A 16,824-nucleotide genomic window follows, 5' to 3' on the forward strand; every position below is an offset into this window, starting at 1 on the left:
ACCATGTACACCCAAGCGATGGATACGATGGGCAAGGAGCCCGGCGACGCCAAGAAGCCGATCCGCTCCGCCGAAGAGATGCAGCTCGAGCAGCGCTTCGACGCCCGCATCGACGAAGGCGGCTTCATCGAAGCCAAGGACTGGATGCCCGAGCACTACCGCAAGACGCTGGTGCGGCAGATCAGCCAGCACGCGCACTCCGAGATCGTCGGCATGCTGCCCGAAGGCAACTGGATCACGCGCGCGCCGACCCTCAAGCGCAAGGCGATCCTGCTGGCCAAGGTGCAGGACGAGGCCGGCCACGGGCTCTACCTCTACTCGGCCGCCGAGACCCTGGGCACCTCGCGCGACCAGATGGTCGACGCGCTGCACAGCGGCCGCGCCAAGTACAGCTCGATCTTCAACTACCCGACCCTGACCTGGGCCGACATGGGCACCATCGGCTGGCTGGTCGACGGCGCCGCGATCATGAACCAGGTGCCGATCTGCCGCTGCTCCTACGCGCCCTATGCGCGCGCCATGATCCGCATCTGCCGCGAGGAGAGCTTCCACCAGCGCCAGGGCTTCGAGGCGCTGCTGACGATGATGCAGAACGGCACCGAGGCGCAGAAGGCGATGGTGCAGGACGCGGTCGACCGCTGGTGGTGGCCGTCGATCATGATGTTCGGCCCGCCGGACGACCAGTCGCCCAACTCGGCGCAGTCGATGCGCTGGGGCATCAAGCGCTTCACCAACGACGACCTGCGTGCCAAGTTCATCGACGCCGCGGTCGAGCAGGCCAAGGTGCTCGGCGTGACCCTGCCCGACCCCGACCTGAAGTGGAACGAGGAGCGCCAGCACCACGACCATGGCCCGATCGACTGGAGCGAGTTCTGGCGCGTGATCGGCGGCGACGGCCCCTGCAACCGCGAGCGCCTGGGCGCCCGGGTCAAGGCCTGGGAAGACGGTGCCTGGGTGCGCGAGGCCGCGCTCGCCCATGCCGCCAAGCGCGCCGAACCCACCTCACTGGCGGCCTGAGCGCCCCATCTGCAAGGAAAAGACGACATGACGAACCCCACCCCCGCCTCCGCCGCCGAATGGCCCCTCTGGGAGGTCTTCGTGCGCAGCCGCTCGGGCCTCGACCACAAGCATTGCGGCAGCCTGCACGCCGCCGACCCCAAGATGGCGATCCAGATGGCGCGCGATGTCTACACCCGCCGCCAGGAAGGCACCAGCGTCTGGGTGGTGCGCTCCGACCAGATCGTCGCCAGCGACCCGGCCGACAAGGACATGTACTTCGACCCGATGGAAGACAAGGTCTACCGCCACCCGACCTTCTACAAGCTGCCCGGTTCCGTCGACCACATGTGAGCCTGACCATGCAAGCTTCCATCGCCATCGAATCCACGCCCGCCGTGCAGTACCTGCTGCGCCTCGGCGACACCTGCCTGATCCTCGGCCAGCGGATCGCCGAATGGTCCGGCCACGCGCCGATCCTCGAAGAGGACATCGCCCTGTCGAACATGGCGCTCGACCTGATCGGCCAGGCCCGCGCCGTGCTGACGCACGCCGGCCGCATCGAGGGCCTCGGCCATGACGAGGACCAGCTGGCCTTCCTGCGCGACGAGAAGGACTACCGCAACCTGACGCTGGTCGAGCTGCCGCGCGGCGACTTCGCCTTCACGGTGCTGCGCAATGCCATGGTCGCGACGCTGATGAAGCTGCTGTGGGAGCGCCTGCGCGACTCTTCCGATGCCGAGCTCGCCGGCATCGCCGGCAAGGCGGTCAAGGAGGCGCGCTACCACCAGCAGCATGCGGCCGACTGGGTGGTGCGCCTGGGCGACGGCACCGAGGAATCGCGGCGGCGCATCGAAGCGGCGCTGGCCGACCTGTGGCGCTACACGCCCGAGATGTTCGAGTCCGACGCGGTCGACGAGGCCGCGGCCGCCGCCGGCCTGGGGCCGCGCTGGTCCGAGCTGGAGGCGCCCTGGCGTGCGGAGATGCGCACGATCCTCGGCGAAGCCGCGCTGGTCGAGCCCAAGGAAGCAGCCTTCCGCAGCACCGGCAAGAAGGGCGTCCACACCGAGCACATGGGCTACATCCTGGCCGAGATGCAGCACCTGCAACGCAGCTTCCCCGGAGGCGTGTGGTGACTGCGCCCGCCGCGGCCGACACGCGCTGCGCCCAGGCCTGGGACGTGCTCGGCACCGTGCTCGACCCCGAGGTGCCGGCGCTGTCGGTGCGCGACCTCGGCATCGTGCGCGACGTGATCGAGCACGACGACCGGCTCGAGGTCGTGCTGACGCCGACCTACTCGGGCTGCCCGGCGACCGAGGTGATCGAGCACGACGTGCTGGCCGCCATCGACCAGGCCGGCCTCGGCCCTGCCTATGTCACCTTGCAGCGCGCACCGGCCTGGACCACCGACTGGATCAGCGCCGACGGCCGCCGCAAGCTGTCCGAGTACGGCATCGCACCGCCCGGACCGGCCTCGGCCGACGGCACGGTGCCGATCCGCTTCTTCGGCCGCCGGGTCGATGCGGTGGCCTGCCCGCGCTGCGGCAGCAGCAACACCGAGCGGCTGTCGGCCTTCGGCTCCACCGCCTGCAAGGCGATGTACCGCTGCGTGAGCTGCCGCGAACCTTTCGAACATTTCAAACCGATCTGACGGGCCTCCCATGAGCGTCATCTTCCATCCGCTTCGCGTGCGCGCCGTCGAGCCCGACACCGACGAAGCCGTCATCGTCTCCTTCGACGTGCCGACCGACTTGCGCGAGGCCTTCGGCTTCACCCAGGGCCAGTACCTCACCTTGCGCAAGGACATCGAGGGCCAGGACCTGCGCCGGTCCTACTCGATCTGCGCCGGCGTCGACGACGGCGAACTGCGCGTCGGCGTGCGCAAGGTCAAGGGCGGCACCTTCTCGAACTGGATCAACGAGAAGCTGCAGCCCGGCGACACCATCAGCGTGATGGCGCCGCAGGGCCGCTTCTTCGTGCCGATCGAGCCGCAGTCGAAGCGCCAGCACGTGGGCATCGTCGGCGGCAGCGGCATCACGCCGATCCTGTCGATCATGAAGACGGTGCTGGCGCGCGAGCCGCAGTCGCGCTTCACCCTCATCTACGGCAACCGCAAGCTGCAGTCCACGATGTTCAAGGAAGAACTCGAGGACCTGAAGAACCGCTACATGTCGCGCCTGGTGCTGCACCACGTGTTCTCGGGCGAGCCGACCGACGCGCCGCTCAACATGGGCCGCATGGACCGCGCCAAGCTCGGCGAATTCCTGTCGAGCGTGGTGCCGGCGGGCAGCATCGACCATGCCTACATCTGCGGCCCGTTCCAGATGAACGACGAGGCCGAGGCCGCGCTGCTCGCGGCCGGCGTGCCCGAGGAGCGCATCCACATCGAGCGCTTCGGGGTTGCCGCGCCCGAAGGCGCACCGGTCGGCGCCGTGATCCACGAGGCGAAACCGGGCGACGCCGAAGTGGCGAAGATCGTCATCGTGCGCGACGGCCTGCAGCGCGAGATCGAATTCCGCAAGGACCAGCCGAGCATCCTCGACTGCGCCTCGGCGGCCGGCATGGAAGTGCCTTTCTCGTGCACCTCGGGCGTCTGCGGCACCTGCCGCGCCAAGGTGATCGAGGGCAAGGTCCGCATGGAGCGAAACTTCGCCCTCGACAAGAATGAAGTGGCGGCCGGCTTCGTGCTGACCTGCCAGGCCCACCCGCTGACCGAGCGCGTGGTGCTGTCATTTGACGAACGCTGAACCAACACCCCCGAAGGAAGCCATGGCCCGAGGACGAGCTGCCGGATACGACGACCAACGCGACATGATCCTGGAGCATGCCGCGCTGCTGTTCGCCAACCGCGGCTATTCGGCGACCTCGATGAACCAGGTGGCGGAGGCCTGCGGCTTCTCGAAGGCGCTGCTCTATCACTACTACCGCGACAAATACAGCCTGCTCGTGAGCATCGCCGAGAACCACGTCTCGCGCCTCGAGGACCTGGTGAGCGACGTCGAGCGGCAGGGCCTGGCGCCGGCCGCGCGGCTGCGCGAACTGATCCGCCGCTTCGTCGAGGAATACGCCGGCGCCAAGCACGCGCATCGGGTGCTGACCGAGGACGTCAAGTTCCTCGAGGAAGACGACCGCGAGCGCGTGCTCGGCACGCAGCGCACCGTGGTGGCGGGCTTCGCGCGCGTGGTCGCCGAACTGCGGCCCGACCTGCAGCAGGCCGCGCTGGCCAAGCCGCTGACCATGCTGCTGTTCGGCATGATCAACTGGATGTTCATCTGGATGCGCCCCGACGGCGAGCTCGACTACGACGCGATGGCGCCGGTGGTGGCCGACCTTTTTCTCGGCGGCCTGCCCGCCGTGCAAACGCCTGTTCGCGTGACGGCCATCGACGACTGACGCCCACGCTTCCCGCTTATCCTCAACCCCCTCGAAAAACCGGAGACAACCCGAATGAAACTACTGAAACCGATCGCCCTTGCCGCGATGCTGCTGGCCTCGGCGCTGGCCCAGGCCGACATCAATGTCGGCGTCACCGTGTCGGCCACCGGCCCGGCCGCCTCCCTCGGCATCCCCGAGAAGAACACGATCGCGCTGATGCCCAAGACCATCGGCGGCCAGAAGATCAACTACATCGTGCTCGACGACGCCAGCGACACCACGGCCGCGGTCAACAACACGCGCAAGCTGATCTCCGAGAACAAGGTCGACATCATCCTGGGCTCGACCACCACGCCGAACTCGCTGGCGATGATCGACGTCGCGGCCGAGAGCCAGACGCCGGTGATCTCGATGGCCGCCTCGGCCCGCATCATCGAGCCGATGGATGCCAAGAAGCGCTGGGTCTTCAAGACGCCGCAGAACGACATCATGATGTCGCTCGCGATCGCCGAGCACATGGCCGCCAGCGGCGTGAAGACGGTCGGCTTCGTCGGCTTCTCCGACGCCTACGGCGAAGGCTGGTACCAGGAATTCGCCAAGGCCGCCGAGCTCAAGAAGCTGCAGATCGTCGCCAACGAGCGCTATTCGCGCACCGACACCTCGGTCACCGGCCAGACGCTCAAGCTGATGTCGGCCAAGCCCGATGCGGTGCTGGTCGCGGGCTCCGGCACGCCGGCCGCGCTGCCGCAGAAGAGCCTCAAGGAACGCGGCTACGCCGGCAAGATCTACCAGACCCACGGCGTGGCCAACGCCGACTTCCTGCGTGTCGGCGGCAAGGACGTCGAAGGCACGCTGCTGCCGGCCGGCCCCGTGCTGGTGGCCGAGCAGCTGCCCGCGGGCAACCCGGTGAAGAAGTCGGCGCTGGCCTATGTCGCCGCCTACGAAGCCGCCAACGGCAAGGGCTCGGTGTCGACCTTCGGCGCCCACGCCTGGGACACCGGCCTGCTGATGGCCGCCGCGGTGCCGGTGGCGCTCAAGAAGGCGCAGCCGGGCACGCCCGAGTTCCGCGCGGCGCTGCGCGATGCGCTCGAGCAGGTCAAGGAGCTGCCGGGTGCGCACGGCGTGTTCAACATGACGCCGAACGATCACCTGGGCCTCGACCAGCGCGCACGCGTCATGGTCAAGGTCGAGAACGGCACCTGGAAATACATCCCTCCCGCGAATTGACGCTCGCCCCCAGGTTGGCTCACTTCGTGTAGCCGCCCACCCCCTGCCGGGGGCAACACCAGCGGCCCGGCAAAGCCGGTTCCGCGGTGTTCCACCAACGGGCCTCGCTTCGCTGGCCTCGAGGTTGCCAGCTGAGAAACGGCATCTCGACACTGGAAAGACTTGAATGGACTTGCAGATTGCCCTGTTGCTGGGGCAGGACGGCATTGTCAACGGCGCGGTCTACGGACTGATGGCCTTGGCCCTGGTGCTGGTGTTTTCAGTCACGCGGGTGATCTTCATCCCGCAGGGCGAACTGGTCGCGTTCGGCGCGCTGTCGATGGCGGCGCTGACCGCCGGGCGGGTGCCGGCCACGCTGTGGCTGCTGGTCGCGCTGGCCGCGATGACGCTGGTGGTCGAGGCCTGGCGCTGGAAGCGCGGGGCCACGGTCGACTGGAAGTCGACGCTGGTCTGGACCGTGCTGTTTCCCGTGCTCGCGGCCGGCCTGGTGCTGGGCCTGCGCCCCTCGTCGCTGGCGCTGCAGGCAGTGACCACGCTGTTTCTCATCACGCCGCTGGGGCCGCTGCTCTACCGGCTGGCCTACCGTCCGCTGGCCCACGCCACGGTGCTGATCCTGCTGATCGTCTCGGTGGCGCTGCATGGCGTGCTGGTCGGCCTCGGCCTGCTGTTCTTCGGCGCCGAGGGGTCGCGCACCCCGGCGTTCTCGGAAGCGCGCTTCGATATCGGCGGCGTGCCGATCAGCGGCCAGTCGCTGGTGGTGGTCGGCGTCGCCTTCGTGCTGGTGGTGCTGATGTTCCTGTTCTTCGAGCGTTCGATCGTCGGCAAGGCGCTGCGTGCCACCGCGATGAACCGGGTCGGCGCACGCCTGATGGGCATTCCGACCGACCTCTCGGGCGACCTGAGCTTCGCGCTCTCGGCGCTGATCGGCGCGGTCTCGGGCCTGCTGATCGCGCCGCTGACCACGGTCTACTACGACACCGGCTTCCTGATCGGCCTCAAGGGTTTCGTGGCCGCCATCGTCGGTGGCCTCGGCAGCTACCCGATCGCGCTGCTGGGTGCGCTGCTGGTCGGGCAGCTCGAAGCCTTCTCCTCTTTCTGGGCCAGCGCCTTCAAGGAAGTGCTGGTGTTCACCTTGATCATCCCTGTGCTCTGGTGGCGATCGCTGCGCAGCCGCCATGTGGAGGACGAGGAATGACCCGTCGCCACCTCACCCTCCTCTGCATCGCCGCGCTGGCGCTCAGCTGGCCCTGGCTGCCCGAGTTCACGGTCACGCTGTTCAGCTACATCGCGCTCTATTCGCTGGTCGCGGCCGGCCTCGTGATGCTCACCGGCGTCGGCGGCATGACCTCCTTCGGCCAGGCCGCCTTCGTCGCGGTCGGGGCCTATGCCACCGCCTGGGTCTGCACCTCGCCGACCGCCGCCGCCGCGCTCGGCGGCATCGTGCCGGCGCCACTGCTGCCATGGGTCGGACTGCTGTTCGGCCTGCTGCTGACCTTCCTGGTCGCCTGGGGGCTCGGCGCGATCACGCTCAAGCTCTCGGGCCACTACCTGCCGCTGTGCACCATCGCCTGGGGCCTGAGCCTCTACTTCCTGTTCGGCAACCTCGAGTTCCTCGGCGGCCAGACCGGCATCACGGGCGTCCCGGCACTGACCGTCTTCGGCGTCTCGCTGGCGTCGCCGCGGGCGCTCGGCCCGCTGATCTGGGCGGTGCTGCTGCTGGCGCTGTGGGCGCTGCACAACCTGCTCGACTCGCGCGAGGGCCGCGCCGTGCGGGCGCTCAAGTCGGGCCGCGTGATGGCCGAGTCGATGGGTGTCGACACGGCGCGCTACCGGGTCAAGGTGTTCGTGCTCGCTGCACTGCTGGCGGCCCTGTCGGGCTGGCTCTACGCGCACCTGCAACGCTTCGTGAACCCGACGCCGTTCAACATCAACATCGGCATCGAATACCTGTTCATGGCGGTGGTCGGCGGCTCGGGCCACTTGTGGGGCGCAGTGCTGGGCGCGACCTTGATCACGCTGGTCAAGGAGCAGCTGCAGGACATCCTGCCGAAGCTGCTGGGCGCCAGCGGCAACTTCGAGGTGATCGTCTTCGGTCTCTTGATGCTGTTCGTCTTGCAGCGTTTCGCCGACGGTCTCTGGCCGACGCTGGCGCGCGTGAGCGGCCGCTTCCTGAAGCCGGAGCCGGTGAAGCCGGCGAAGGCGATCGCGGCGCTGGACGCCCGCACGCTGCCGGCCGCCGGCGAACTGCTGCTCGAGGCCGACCGCGTGACCAAGCGCTTCGGCGGCCTGGTCGCCAACAACGCGGTCGCGATGACGCTCAAGGCCGGCGAGGTGCATGCGCTGATCGGCCCCAATGGCGCCGGCAAGAGCACCTTCTTCAACATGATCTCGGGTGTCGACGACCCGACCGAAGGCGAAGTGCGCCTGCTCGGCGCGGCCATGACCGGCAAGCCCTCGCGCGACTTCGCGGCGCGCGGCCTGGGCCGGACCTTCCAGCACGTGCGGCTGCTCGGCAACCGCAGCGTGCTCGAGAACGTCGCGCTCGGCGCCCACCGGCGCGGCCATCGCGGCTGGATCGCCTCGATGCTGCGCCTCGACCGCGCCGAAGAGGCCGCGCTGCTGGCCGAAGCCCGCCGCCAGATCGAACGCTGCGGACTCGGCGCCCATGCCGACGCGCCGGCCGCCTCGCTGGCGCTGGGCCAGCAGCGGGTGGTCGAGATCGCGCGCGCGCTCGCCGGCCAGCCGGCCGCGCTGCTGCTCGACGAGCCGGCCGCGGGCCTGCGCCACCTCGAGAAGCAGGCGCTGGCCGAACTGCTGTCGCAACTGCGCGCGGAAGGCCTCGGCATCCTGGTGGTCGAGCACGACATGGAGTTCGTCATGAACCTGGCCGACCGCATCACGGTGCTCGAGTTCGGTGCCGTCATCGCCGAGGGCACGCCGGCCCAGGTGCAATCCAATCCCCGTGTGCTGGACGCCTATCTGGGCGGCAGCGACGAAGAAACGATGGCGGTGACTGCATGACAGCGCTTTTTGAACTCCGGGACTTCAGCGTCGCCTACGGCGCGGTGGAGGCCGTGCACCAGGTCGCGCTGCAGGTGAACGAAGGCGAGATCGTCACCGTCATCGGACCCAACGGCGCCGGCAAGACCACGCTGCTGTGCGCCGCGATGGGCCTGCTGCCATCCAGCGGCAGCCTGAGCCTGGCGGGCGAGCGCATCGCGCGGCCGAGCGTCGAGGCGATGGTCGCGCGCGGCGTGGCGCTGGTGCCCGAGCGGCGTGAGCTGTTCGGCGAGATGCCGGTCGAGGACAACCTGCTGCTCGGCGGCTTCTACCGCTGGCGCACCGGCAAGCGCGACCAGAAGGAGCGCATGGAGGAGGTCTTCGCGATCTTCCCGCGCCTCAAGGAACGACGCGCCCAGCTCGCCAGCACGCTGTCGGGCGGCGAGCGCCAGATGCTCGCCATCGGCCGGGCGCTGATGGCGCGGCCGCGCCTGCTGATGCTCGACGAGCCCTCGCTGGGCCTGGCGCCGCTGATCGTGCGCGAGGTGCTGCACGTGGTGTCGTCCTTACGCGCCCATGGCGTCTCGGTGCTGCTGGTCGAGCAGAACGCGCGCGCCGCGCTGCAGGTCGCCGACCGCGGCTATGTGCTGGAGACCGGCGCCGTGGCGCTGACCGGCCCGGCGCAGGACCTGCTCCACGACCGGCGAATCATCGACACCTACCTCGGCCTCGGCAACAAGAGCGCCGTGACATGACCCCCACGCTCCTTCACTTCGTGTAGTCGCTGCCCCCCGAGGGGGCCGCAGGCCGCCTTGGGGCGGCCCGGCGCCGGCCTCGTTCCTTCCTGGAGAACCTTATGACTCAAATCCTTCAAAGCTTCATCGGCGGCCGCTGGCTCGGCACGCAGGCAGCGCAAGCGCTGCGCAGCGCGGTCAACGGCCGGCCGGTCGCCAGCACGCATGCCGAGGCCATCGACTTCGGCGAGGCGCTCCAGCATGCCCGCACGGTCGGCCTCGCCAACCTGCTGGCGATGGACTTCCAGCAGCGGGCCCAGCGCCTGCGCGCGCTCGCCAAGTACCTGGCCGAGCACAAGGAAGAGCTCTACGCGGTCTCGGCCCACACCGGTGCCACCCGCGCCGACAGCTGGGTCGACATCGAGGGCGGCGCCGGCACGCTGGCCGCCTATGCCGGCATCGGCGGCAACGAGCTGCCCTCGGGCAACCTGGTGCACGAAGGCCCGGCGATGCCCCTGGGCAAGAAGGGCGGCTTCGCGGGCACTCACATCCTGGTGCCGCGGCGCGGCGTGGCGGTCCACATCAACGCCTTCAACTTCCCGGTCTGGGGCCTGCTCGAGAAATGGGCGCCGAGCTTCCTGGCGGGCATGCCCTGCATCGGCAAGCCGGCCACTTCGACCAGCTACCTCACCGAAGCGCTGGTGCGCCTGATGCACCGCTCGGGCCTCTTGCCCGAAGGCAGCCTGCAGCTGGTGATCGGCAGCACCGGCGACCTGCTCGACCGGCTCGACGGCATGGACGTCGTGACCTTCACCGGCTCGGCCGACACCGCGGCCAAGCTGCGCGTGCATCCGAACATCGTGCGCCAGTCGATCCCGTTCAATGCCGAGGCCGACTCGCTCAACTGCGCGATCCTGGCACCGGACGTGACGCCCGACGACGAGGAGTTCGACCTCTTCGTCAAGGAAGTGGCGCGCGAGATGACGGTCAAGTCGGGCCAGAAGTGCACCGCGATCCGCCGTGCCATCGTGCCGCGCCAGCACATCGACGCGGTGGCCGAGAAGCTGCGCGCGCGGCTGGCCAAGACCGTGGTCGGCGACCCGGCGCGCGAGGACGTGCGCATGGGCGCCCTGGCCTCGCATGCGCAGCAGGCCGACGTCGCCGAGCGCGTGCGCCTGCTGATGCAGGGCGCCGAACTGGTCTACGGCGAGCGCGACGGCTTCGCGCCGCAGGGCGAGGGCGTGGCCGAAGGCGCGTTCTTCTCGCCCACGCTGCTGCTGGCCCGCGACCCGATGGGCAACGATGCGGTGCACGACATCGAGGCTTTCGGCCCGGTCAGCACGCTGATGGCCTACGACGGCCTCGACGAAGCACTGGCGCTGGCCGCGCGCGGCCGCGGCAGCCTGGTCGGCACCTTGGTCACCAAGGACCCGGCGACCGCGGCCAAGGCGATCCCGATCGCCGCCGCCCACCATGGCCGCATGCTGGTGCTCGACCGCGAGGCCGCGGCCGAATCGACCGGCCATGGCTCGCCGCTGCCCTTCCTGAAGCACGGCGGCCCGGGCCGCGCCGGCGGCGGCGAGGAGCTCGGCGGCCTGCGCGCCGTCAAGCACTACCTGCAGCGCGCCGCGCTGCAGGGCTCGCCGAGCATGATCGCCGCCGTGACCGGCGAATACATGCGCGGCGCGAAGCTCAACGAATCCGAACTGCATCCGTTCCGCAAGCACTTCGAGGACCTGGCCATCGGCGACTCGCTGCTGACCCACCGCCGCACCGTCGGCGAGGCCGACATCGTGGCCTTCGGCGGCATCTCGGGCGACTACTTCTACATGCACTTCGACGAGATCGCGGCCAAGGAAAGCCCGTTCGGCAAGCGCATCGCGCATGGCTACTTCGTGCTGTCGGCGGCGGCCGGGCTGTTCGTCTCGCCGGCGCCCGGCCCGGTGCTGGCGAACTACGGCCTCGACACGCTGCGCTTCGTCAAGCCGGTGGGCATCGGCGACACCATCCGCGCGCGCCTCACCTGCAAGCGCAAGATCGATCGGCAGAAGAAGGACGCCAACGGCGTCGGCCAAGGCGTCGTCGCCTGGGATGTCGAGGTGACCAACCAGGATGGCGACCTGGTCGCGAGCTACGACATCCTGACGCTGGTGGCCAAGCGGGGCTGAGGCCCGGGCTCCGACTCGGGGCGCGTTCCTACAGGCGGGTTCTCCAGTGCACCCTAACGTGCCAGACTGGAGAACCCCCATGCCTGCAGCCACTCGAGCGAGCGACGCCCTGGCGCCCTACCACGGCAAGCGCGATTTCAAGAAGACGCCCGAACCTCGCACCGGCGGAAAGTCGGCGCGGGGCGCGCTCTCCTTCGTGGTCCAGAAGCACCATGCCAGCCATCTGCACTACGACTTCCGCCTCGAACTCGACGGCACGCTGAAGAGCTGGGCGGTGCCCAAGGGGCCTTGCCTCGATCCGACGGTCAAGCGCATGGCGGTGCAGGTCGAGGACCACCCGATTTCCTATGCGAGCTTCGAAGGCACGATCCCGCCCAAGCAGTACGGCGCCGGCAGCGTGATCGTCTGGGACCGCGGCGCGTGGGCGGCCGAGGGCGATGCGCGCGTGGCGCTGGCCGAAGGCAAGCTCAAGTTCGAACTGCACGGCGACAAGCTGCGCGGCCACTGGACCCTGGTGCGGATGCGTGACAAGGGAGAAAAGCAGGTGCCCTGGCTGTTGATCAAGGAGCGCGATGCCGAGGCGCGCCCGCTGGCCGACTACGACGTCGTCGAGGCCGAGCCCGACAGCGTGCTGAGCGGCCGCGGCGTGGACGACCCGGTGCGGCGCGAGGCGCCGGCCGCGAAGAAGGGCGGCGCAAAGAAGAGCGCCGCGAAGAGCGAAGGCCGCAAGGCGGCCCTGCCCGAAGCGCTGGCCCCGCAGCTCGCGACTCTCGCCTCGGCGCCACCCGCCACGCCCGGCGACTGGCTCTACGAGCTGAAGTTCGATGGCTATCGCCTGCTGGCCCGCATCGACGGCGACAAGGTCCGGTGCTTCACGCGCAACGGCCACGACTGGACCTCGAAGCTGCCCACGCTCGCCAGGTCGCTGGCCAGGCTGAAGACGACTTCGGCCTGGCTCGACGGCGAGATCGTGGTCGCCGGCGAGCATGGCGCCCCCGACTTCCAGGCGCTGCAGAACGCCTTCGACAGCGGCGCCACGTCGGACATCGTCTACTGGCTGTTCGACGCCCCCTTCCTCGACGGCGTCGACCTGCGCGCGGTGCCGCTCGAAGAGCGCCGCGCCCGGCTGGCGCGACTGCTCGGCAGCCGGCCGCCGGCGCAGCTGCGTCTCAGCGAAGTCTTCGACGCGGCGCCGCGCGACCTGCTCGCCTCGTCGGCGCAGCTGGGATTCGAAGGCATCGTCGGCAAGCGCAAGGGATCGATCTATGTCTCGCGCCGCTCGCCCGACTGGATCAAGCTCAAGAACCAGCGCCGCCAGGAGTTCGTGATCGGCGGCTACACGGCGCCCAAGGGATCGCGTTCGGGCTTCGGCGCGCTGCTGCTCGGCGTGCGCGACGATGCCGGCACGCTGGTCTACTGCGGCAACGTCGGCACCGGCTTCGACGAGAGCCGGCTGGCAGACATCAAGGCGCGGCTCGACCGCCAGGCCAGCGACACCTGCCCGTTCGGCGAGAAGCCCGCCGGAGTGAGGGCGCAGTGGGTGAAGCCGGTGCTGGTGTGCGAGGTGTCCTTCGGCGAGTGGACCCGCGAGGGCCGGATCCGCCACCCGGTGTTCCAGGGGCTGCGCAGCGACAAGCCGGCGGCGCAGATCCGGCGCGAGCGCGCCGAGCCGCCCGAGGCCACCCCCGCGGGCGCCGACGGCCACGAAAGAGGAGCGAAGAAGTCCATGGCGATGCGCATCACCCACGCCGAGCGCGTGATCGACACCGAGAGCGGCACCACCAAGGGCGAGCTGGTGGCGTTCTACGAGCAGGTGGCCGAACTCATGCTGCCGCACCTGAAGGGGCGGCCGGTGTCGCTGGTGCGGGCGCCCGAGGGGATCGGCGGCGAGCTGTTCTTCCAGAAACATGCGCAGCACAGCGAGCTGCCGGGCGTGAAATTGCTCGACCCTTCGCTCGACCGCGATCACGATCCGCTGCTGCAGATCGACACCGCGCGCGGGCTGCTGTCGGCGGCGCAGATGAACGTGATCGAGTTCCATACCTGGAACGCGACGTCGAAGGCGATCGACACGCCCGACCGCATCACCTTCGACCTCGATCCGGGCGACGGCGTGCCTTGGGCGCGCATGCAGGAGGCGGCGATGCTGGTGCAGACGCTGCTGGCCGAGCTCGGCCTGCCGGCCTTTCTCAAGACCAGCGGCGGCAAGGGGCTGCACGTGCTGGTGCCGATCAAGCGGCAGCACGGCTGGGATGCGGTCAAGGGCTTCTCGCAGGCCGTCGTGCAGCACCTGGCGACCACCATCCCGGAGCGCTTCGTCGCCAAGAGCGGGCCGCGCAATCGCGTCGGCAAGATCTTCGTCGACTACCTGCGCAACGGTTTCGGCGCGACCACCGCCAGCGCCTGGTCGGCGCGCTCGCGTCCGGGGCTCGGCGTGTCGGTGCCGCTGGCATGGGACGAACTGCCCGATCTGCGCAGCGCATCGCAATGGACGGTGCGCAACATCGCCGAACGGCTGGCGGTCGGCAATGGTCCCTGGGACGGCATGGAGAAGAGCCGCAAGGCGCTGGGGCCGGCGATGAAGAAGCTGGGCTACGTGCCGGCCTGATGCGAGCTCTTCGACCGCCTTGCGCAATCGGCGCGGGGATGCAATATTGCGCGGCATGAACAAGGTGATCCCGACCCTGCTCCTGGCCATGGCCGGGTTCCTGACCGCGGGGCCCGCCTCGGCCCAGTGGCACAACAGCCCGCAGTTCGACCGCGACCTCAGGGCGTGCGACCGGCGGGGCGTGAACTTCGAGCGCTGCATGTGGGAGCGTGGCTGGCAGCGCGGCGGCGGCCAGCGCTGGAATCACAACCAGAACTGGCACCGGCCACCGCACCAGCAGAACTGGCACCGGCCGCCCCCGAATCAATGGCACCAGCCGCCGCCGCCACGGCGCAACCAGCCCCGGCTGAGCGACATGCAGCAGCGCGCCCTCGACAACTGCCGCCTGCTGCAGCCATCCGAGCAGCCCCGCTGCCGCGCCACCGTGATGTCGACGGTGCGCTGACGGCCCACGACTTCGCGGGATGGACCCGGCCCCCTTCGTCTACTTTGCCTACGGCTCCAACATGAGCGGGGAGCGCCTCCGCGCCGCGGACCGGGCGCCGTCCGCCGAGCGGAAGGGCTCGGGGAGCGTGGCGGGCTATCGCCTGGTTTTCGACAAGGTCGGCAGGGATGGCTCGGGCAAGGCCGACTGCGAGCGCACCGATGCGCCGCTCGACGCGGTCCATGGCGCCTTGTTCCAGATCGCCGGTCGCGACCGCCAGGCGCTCGACAAGGCGGAAGGCCTCGGAGACGGCTACGACGCCGTCCAGATCAGCGTCCGGACGGATTCGGGGGAGGTCCTGGCGCTGACCTACCTGGCGACCCGAAAGAATTCGGCGCTGAGGCCCTACACCTGGTACCTGCGGCACGTGCTTGCCGGGGCCAGGCAAAGCGGGCTTCCCGCGCGCTACATCGAGGCCATCGAGCGAGTCCAGGCGGTGAGGGACACGGACGCCGAACGGGAGGCAAGGGAACTCGCCATCCATGGGTGATGCGGCATACTGCCAACCCCCCCAACTCGCCACAAGCCTACTGAATGGACAAGGAAGTCGACCCCCAGGTACTCGCTGTCATCGATGAGAAGCGACTGTCAGGACCACGGCTCACCCCGGTCGAGATCGTCGCCAAGATGGGCGTGTTCGATGCCCGCGACAAGCCCTACGAGTACGCCTGGATGGCGACCGGCGACAACGTCATCGCCACCATCTGGGCCGAATATGTCAGCGTCGGCGCCGGTGGACGCTGGTTCTACCTCGAGTCGCTGGACACCCAGCACCGCGCGAGCGGCGGCGCGCGCACGGCCAACCAGGTCCAGCGCGCCAAGGACCGGCTGGCCTTGCTCAAGCGAACCCTCGACGCCGGCCAGGGCTTCAGGGCGGTCGTGCAGACCAACCGGGTGCCGATCGCCGAACTCGAGACCAACAAGAGCGCCAAGGTGTCGACCCGGGTGCGCGACGACGACGAATGGCACGTCGCCTCCTGGGAGCCCGACCAGCTGCTGGCGGTGCTGGTCCGCGGCCCGCGCGGCTGGCTGCCCACCGAGGCCGAAGTGCAGGCCGCCAAGGCGCGTGGCGGTGTTCCGGCTCCGGCCGAGGCGGCCCCTGCGGCGGCGCAGGCCGCTTCGCCGGAGCAGCTCCAGGCCGCCGCGCTCGACTACGTGAAGCGTCACTTCGGCGGCTACGGCTACAAGGCCGAGGACGTCAGCGCCCAGCAGATCGGCTTCGACCTCGAGGTGTCGAACGCCAAGGGCGTGACCTTGCTGAAGGTCGCGGTGAAAGGCACCGCCTCGGGCCTGCCGGGTTTCAAGCTCACCGGCGAAGAGCGCACGGCCTCGGCGCGCGATCCCCTCTGGCGCCTGCTGGTGGTCACGGACGCCGGCGGCCCGGCGGCGCAGCACAAGATCTACAAGCCTTCCGAGATGAGCCAGGCACCCGGCTTCGACCCGCTGGGCTGAGGCCCCTCAGCGGTTCTCGCGCAGCTGCTCCGCCTGCTGCGCGAGCCGCGCGGCCTCGACGATCTGCGCGATCGACAGCACGCCCGTGGGCTCGATGTCGCCGGTGAGGAGGCTCTCGAGCGCTGCCTGCCCCGCCGGCCCGGCCAGCCACGCGAATGCGGACGTGATCGATCCGCCGCCGAACTTGGCTTGCAACGCCTTCGACGCCGCCCGACCGACCTGGGCGAAGGCCTGCTGGTCCGGTGCGGCCGAGGCGGCACGCACGATCATGCAGAACGCATCGAGCTTCTCGGCTTCGGTGCGCAGGCGTCGGGCCTTGGCCTCGCTGTGGGCGGCGGGCCCCAGCAGCGCCGCCTCGAAGGCATCGTCGAACAGCTGGATCTCGCTGCCGTCGACCCCGCCGGCATCCGTTTGCGCCCGCACGGCGACGGCGCGGCCGCGCGCCGCGGACGCGCGCTCGGCCGCCGCCTGCGCGGCAGGCGCCTCGGTCGCGGGCCACGCCAGCAGGGGGGATCGCGCACTGCCCTGCAGGGCCCATCGGCCCGCGGCATTCAGCACGCGCGCAGGGCCGCCCGACGACGCAGGGTCCGCAAGGCTGAGGAACAGGTACTGTGGGGGCGGCATCTTGGCGGTGATTTCGAACGACGCGCCGATTGTCGCCCCAGGCTGCCGCGTCGCCGCGAAGCCTTCCGCTTGCAGGATTCTGGAGGATGTTTGCACGATGGTCCGGCAGACGCGCCCGGGCCGAGACAAGCGGGCGCGAGATGCCTAAGCTTCGCT

General features: G+C 69.6%; 16 protein-coding genes. 15 read left to right on the forward strand and 1 reads right to left on the reverse strand.

Annotated features, from left to right (window positions below; all coding sequences use genetic code 11):
* Window positions 1-3: 3 nt before the first annotated feature.
* The 15 genes from paaA to AC1DF3_RS12500 all read left to right on the forward strand — a co-directional run bounded on the left by paaA (window position 4) and on the right by AC1DF3_RS12500 (window position 16,044).
* Complete coding sequence (paaA, locus tag AC1DF3_RS12430) at window positions 4-1,017, forward strand: 1,2-phenylacetyl-CoA epoxidase subunit PaaA (protein WP_286533658.1); 1,014 nt, start codon at window positions 4-6, stop codon at window positions 1,015-1,017.
* A gap of 27 nt (window positions 1,018-1,044) precedes the next feature.
* Entirely contained in the window at window positions 1,045-1,350 is a 306-nt protein-coding gene (paaB, locus tag AC1DF3_RS12435) for a 1,2-phenylacetyl-CoA epoxidase subunit PaaB (protein ID WP_286372007.1), read from the forward strand.
* Between the two features lie 8 nt (window positions 1,351-1,358).
* A complete protein-coding gene (paaC, locus tag AC1DF3_RS12440; protein ID WP_478139783.1) occupies window positions 1,359-2,132 on the forward strand; it encodes a 1,2-phenylacetyl-CoA epoxidase subunit PaaC in 774 nt (257 codons plus the stop codon).
* On the forward strand, window positions 2,126-2,647 hold the full coding sequence (paaD, locus tag AC1DF3_RS12445; RefSeq protein ID WP_478139784.1) for a 1,2-phenylacetyl-CoA epoxidase subunit PaaD: 522 nt from the start codon (window positions 2,126-2,128) through the stop codon (window positions 2,645-2,647). Before paaC ends, paaD begins: the two co-directional genes overlap by 7 nt.
* Window positions 2,648-2,657: 10 nt before the next feature.
* On the forward strand, window positions 2,658-3,743 hold the full coding sequence (gene paaE / locus AC1DF3_RS12450) for a 1,2-phenylacetyl-CoA epoxidase subunit PaaE (RefSeq protein WP_286520009.1): 1,086 nt from the start codon (window positions 2,658-2,660) through the stop codon (window positions 3,741-3,743).
* Window positions 3,744-3,765: 22 nt separating this feature from the next.
* The gene (locus tag AC1DF3_RS12455; RefSeq protein WP_478139785.1) at window positions 3,766-4,389 is read left to right on the forward strand and encodes a TetR/AcrR family transcriptional regulator; all 624 of its coding nucleotides are present in this window, start codon (window positions 3,766-3,768) and stop codon (window positions 4,387-4,389) included.
* A gap of 54 nt (window positions 4,390-4,443) precedes the next feature.
* The gene (locus AC1DF3_RS12460) at window positions 4,444-5,598 is read left to right on the forward strand and encodes an ABC transporter substrate-binding protein (protein ID WP_478139786.1); all 1,155 of its coding nucleotides are present in this window, start codon (window positions 4,444-4,446) and stop codon (window positions 5,596-5,598) included.
* A 166-nt stretch (window positions 5,599-5,764) separates the two neighbouring features.
* Window positions 5,765-6,793 carry a branched-chain amino acid ABC transporter permease gene (locus AC1DF3_RS12465; protein WP_286533667.1) on the forward strand — a complete coding sequence of 343 codons (1,029 nt, stop codon included), beginning with the start codon at window positions 5,765-5,767 and terminating at the stop codon, window positions 6,791-6,793.
* Entirely contained in the window at window positions 6,790-8,619 is a 1,830-nt protein-coding gene (locus AC1DF3_RS12470) for a branched-chain amino acid ABC transporter ATP-binding protein/permease (protein ID WP_478139787.1), read from the forward strand. The genes AC1DF3_RS12465 and AC1DF3_RS12470 overlap by 4 nt, the downstream gene beginning before the upstream one ends.
* Entirely contained in the window at window positions 8,616-9,353 is a 738-nt protein-coding gene (locus AC1DF3_RS12475) for an ABC transporter ATP-binding protein (RefSeq protein WP_286533669.1), read from the forward strand. Before AC1DF3_RS12470 ends, AC1DF3_RS12475 begins: the two co-directional genes overlap by 4 nt.
* Window positions 9,354-9,454: 101 nt before the next feature.
* Window positions 9,455-11,500 (forward strand): phenylacetic acid degradation bifunctional protein PaaZ, encoded by a 2,046-nt coding sequence (gene paaZ, locus AC1DF3_RS12480; protein ID WP_286533670.1) that lies wholly within the window; start codon window positions 9,455-9,457, stop codon window positions 11,498-11,500.
* 79 nt (window positions 11,501-11,579) lie between these two features.
* Window positions 11,580-14,108, forward strand: a complete 2,529-nt coding sequence (gene ligD / locus AC1DF3_RS12485) for a DNA ligase D (protein ID WP_478139788.1) — start codon at window positions 11,580-11,582, stop codon at window positions 14,106-14,108.
* 55 nt (window positions 14,109-14,163) lie between these two features.
* Window positions 14,164-14,553, forward strand: a complete 390-nt coding sequence (locus AC1DF3_RS12490; RefSeq protein ID WP_286533673.1) for a hypothetical protein — start codon at window positions 14,164-14,166, stop codon at window positions 14,551-14,553.
* Window positions 14,554-14,572: 19 nt separating this feature from the next.
* Window positions 14,573-15,082 (forward strand): gamma-glutamylcyclotransferase family protein, encoded by a 510-nt coding sequence (locus tag AC1DF3_RS12495; RefSeq protein WP_478139789.1) that lies wholly within the window; start codon window positions 14,573-14,575, stop codon window positions 15,080-15,082.
* Window positions 15,083-15,126: 44 nt separating this feature from the next.
* Complete coding sequence (locus AC1DF3_RS12500; RefSeq protein ID WP_286533676.1) at window positions 15,127-16,044, forward strand: hypothetical protein; 918 nt, start codon at window positions 15,127-15,129, stop codon at window positions 16,042-16,044.
* A gap of 6 nt (window positions 16,045-16,050) precedes the next feature.
* On the opposite strand, the gene AC1DF3_RS12505 is transcribed toward AC1DF3_RS12500, so the two are convergent.
* A complete protein-coding gene (locus tag AC1DF3_RS12505) occupies window positions 16,051-16,668 on the reverse strand; it encodes a hypothetical protein (RefSeq protein WP_478139790.1) in 618 nt (205 codons plus the stop codon).
* Window positions 16,669-16,824: the final 156 nt, after the last annotated feature.

The organism is Variovorax sp. 10N432 (genome assembly GCF_056394465.1).

What these genes read in the sequence shown, in the direction of transcription:
- paaA (WP_286533658.1), top strand. Translation starts at nt 4, where the DNA reads ATGTACACCCAAGCGATGGATACGATGGGCAAGGAGCCCGGCGACGCC.
- paaB (WP_286372007.1), top strand. Translation starts at nt 1,045, where the DNA reads ATGACGAACCCCACCCCCGCCTCCGCCGCCGAATGGCCCCTCTGGGAG.
- paaC (WP_478139783.1), top strand. Translation starts at nt 1,359, where the DNA reads ATGCAAGCTTCCATCGCCATCGAATCCACGCCCGCCGTGCAGTACCTG.
- paaE (WP_286520009.1), top strand. Translation starts at nt 2,658, where the DNA reads ATGAGCGTCATCTTCCATCCGCTTCGCGTGCGCGCCGTCGAGCCCGAC.
- AC1DF3_RS12455 (WP_478139785.1), top strand. Translation starts at nt 3,766, where the DNA reads ATGGCCCGAGGACGAGCTGCCGGATACGACGACCAACGCGACATGATC.
- AC1DF3_RS12460 (WP_478139786.1), top strand. Translation starts at nt 4,444, where the DNA reads ATGAAACTACTGAAACCGATCGCCCTTGCCGCGATGCTGCTGGCCTCG.
- AC1DF3_RS12465 (WP_286533667.1), top strand. Translation starts at nt 5,765, where the DNA reads ATGGACTTGCAGATTGCCCTGTTGCTGGGGCAGGACGGCATTGTCAAC.
- AC1DF3_RS12470 (WP_478139787.1), top strand. Translation starts at nt 6,790, where the DNA reads ATGACCCGTCGCCACCTCACCCTCCTCTGCATCGCCGCGCTGGCGCTC.
- AC1DF3_RS12475 (WP_286533669.1), top strand. Translation starts at nt 8,616, where the DNA reads ATGACAGCGCTTTTTGAACTCCGGGACTTCAGCGTCGCCTACGGCGCG.
- paaZ (WP_286533670.1), top strand. Translation starts at nt 9,455, where the DNA reads ATGACTCAAATCCTTCAAAGCTTCATCGGCGGCCGCTGGCTCGGCACG.
- ligD (WP_478139788.1), top strand. Translation starts at nt 11,580, where the DNA reads ATGCCTGCAGCCACTCGAGCGAGCGACGCCCTGGCGCCCTACCACGGC.
- AC1DF3_RS12490 (WP_286533673.1), top strand. Translation starts at nt 14,164, where the DNA reads ATGAACAAGGTGATCCCGACCCTGCTCCTGGCCATGGCCGGGTTCCTG.
- AC1DF3_RS12495 (WP_478139789.1), top strand. Translation starts at nt 14,573, where the DNA reads ATGGACCCGGCCCCCTTCGTCTACTTTGCCTACGGCTCCAACATGAGC.
- AC1DF3_RS12500 (WP_286533676.1), top strand. Translation starts at nt 15,127, where the DNA reads ATGGACAAGGAAGTCGACCCCCAGGTACTCGCTGTCATCGATGAGAAG.
- AC1DF3_RS12505 (WP_478139790.1), bottom strand. Translation starts at nt 16,668, where the DNA reads ATGCCGCCCCCACAGTACCTGTTCCTCAGCCTTGCGGACCCTGCGTCG.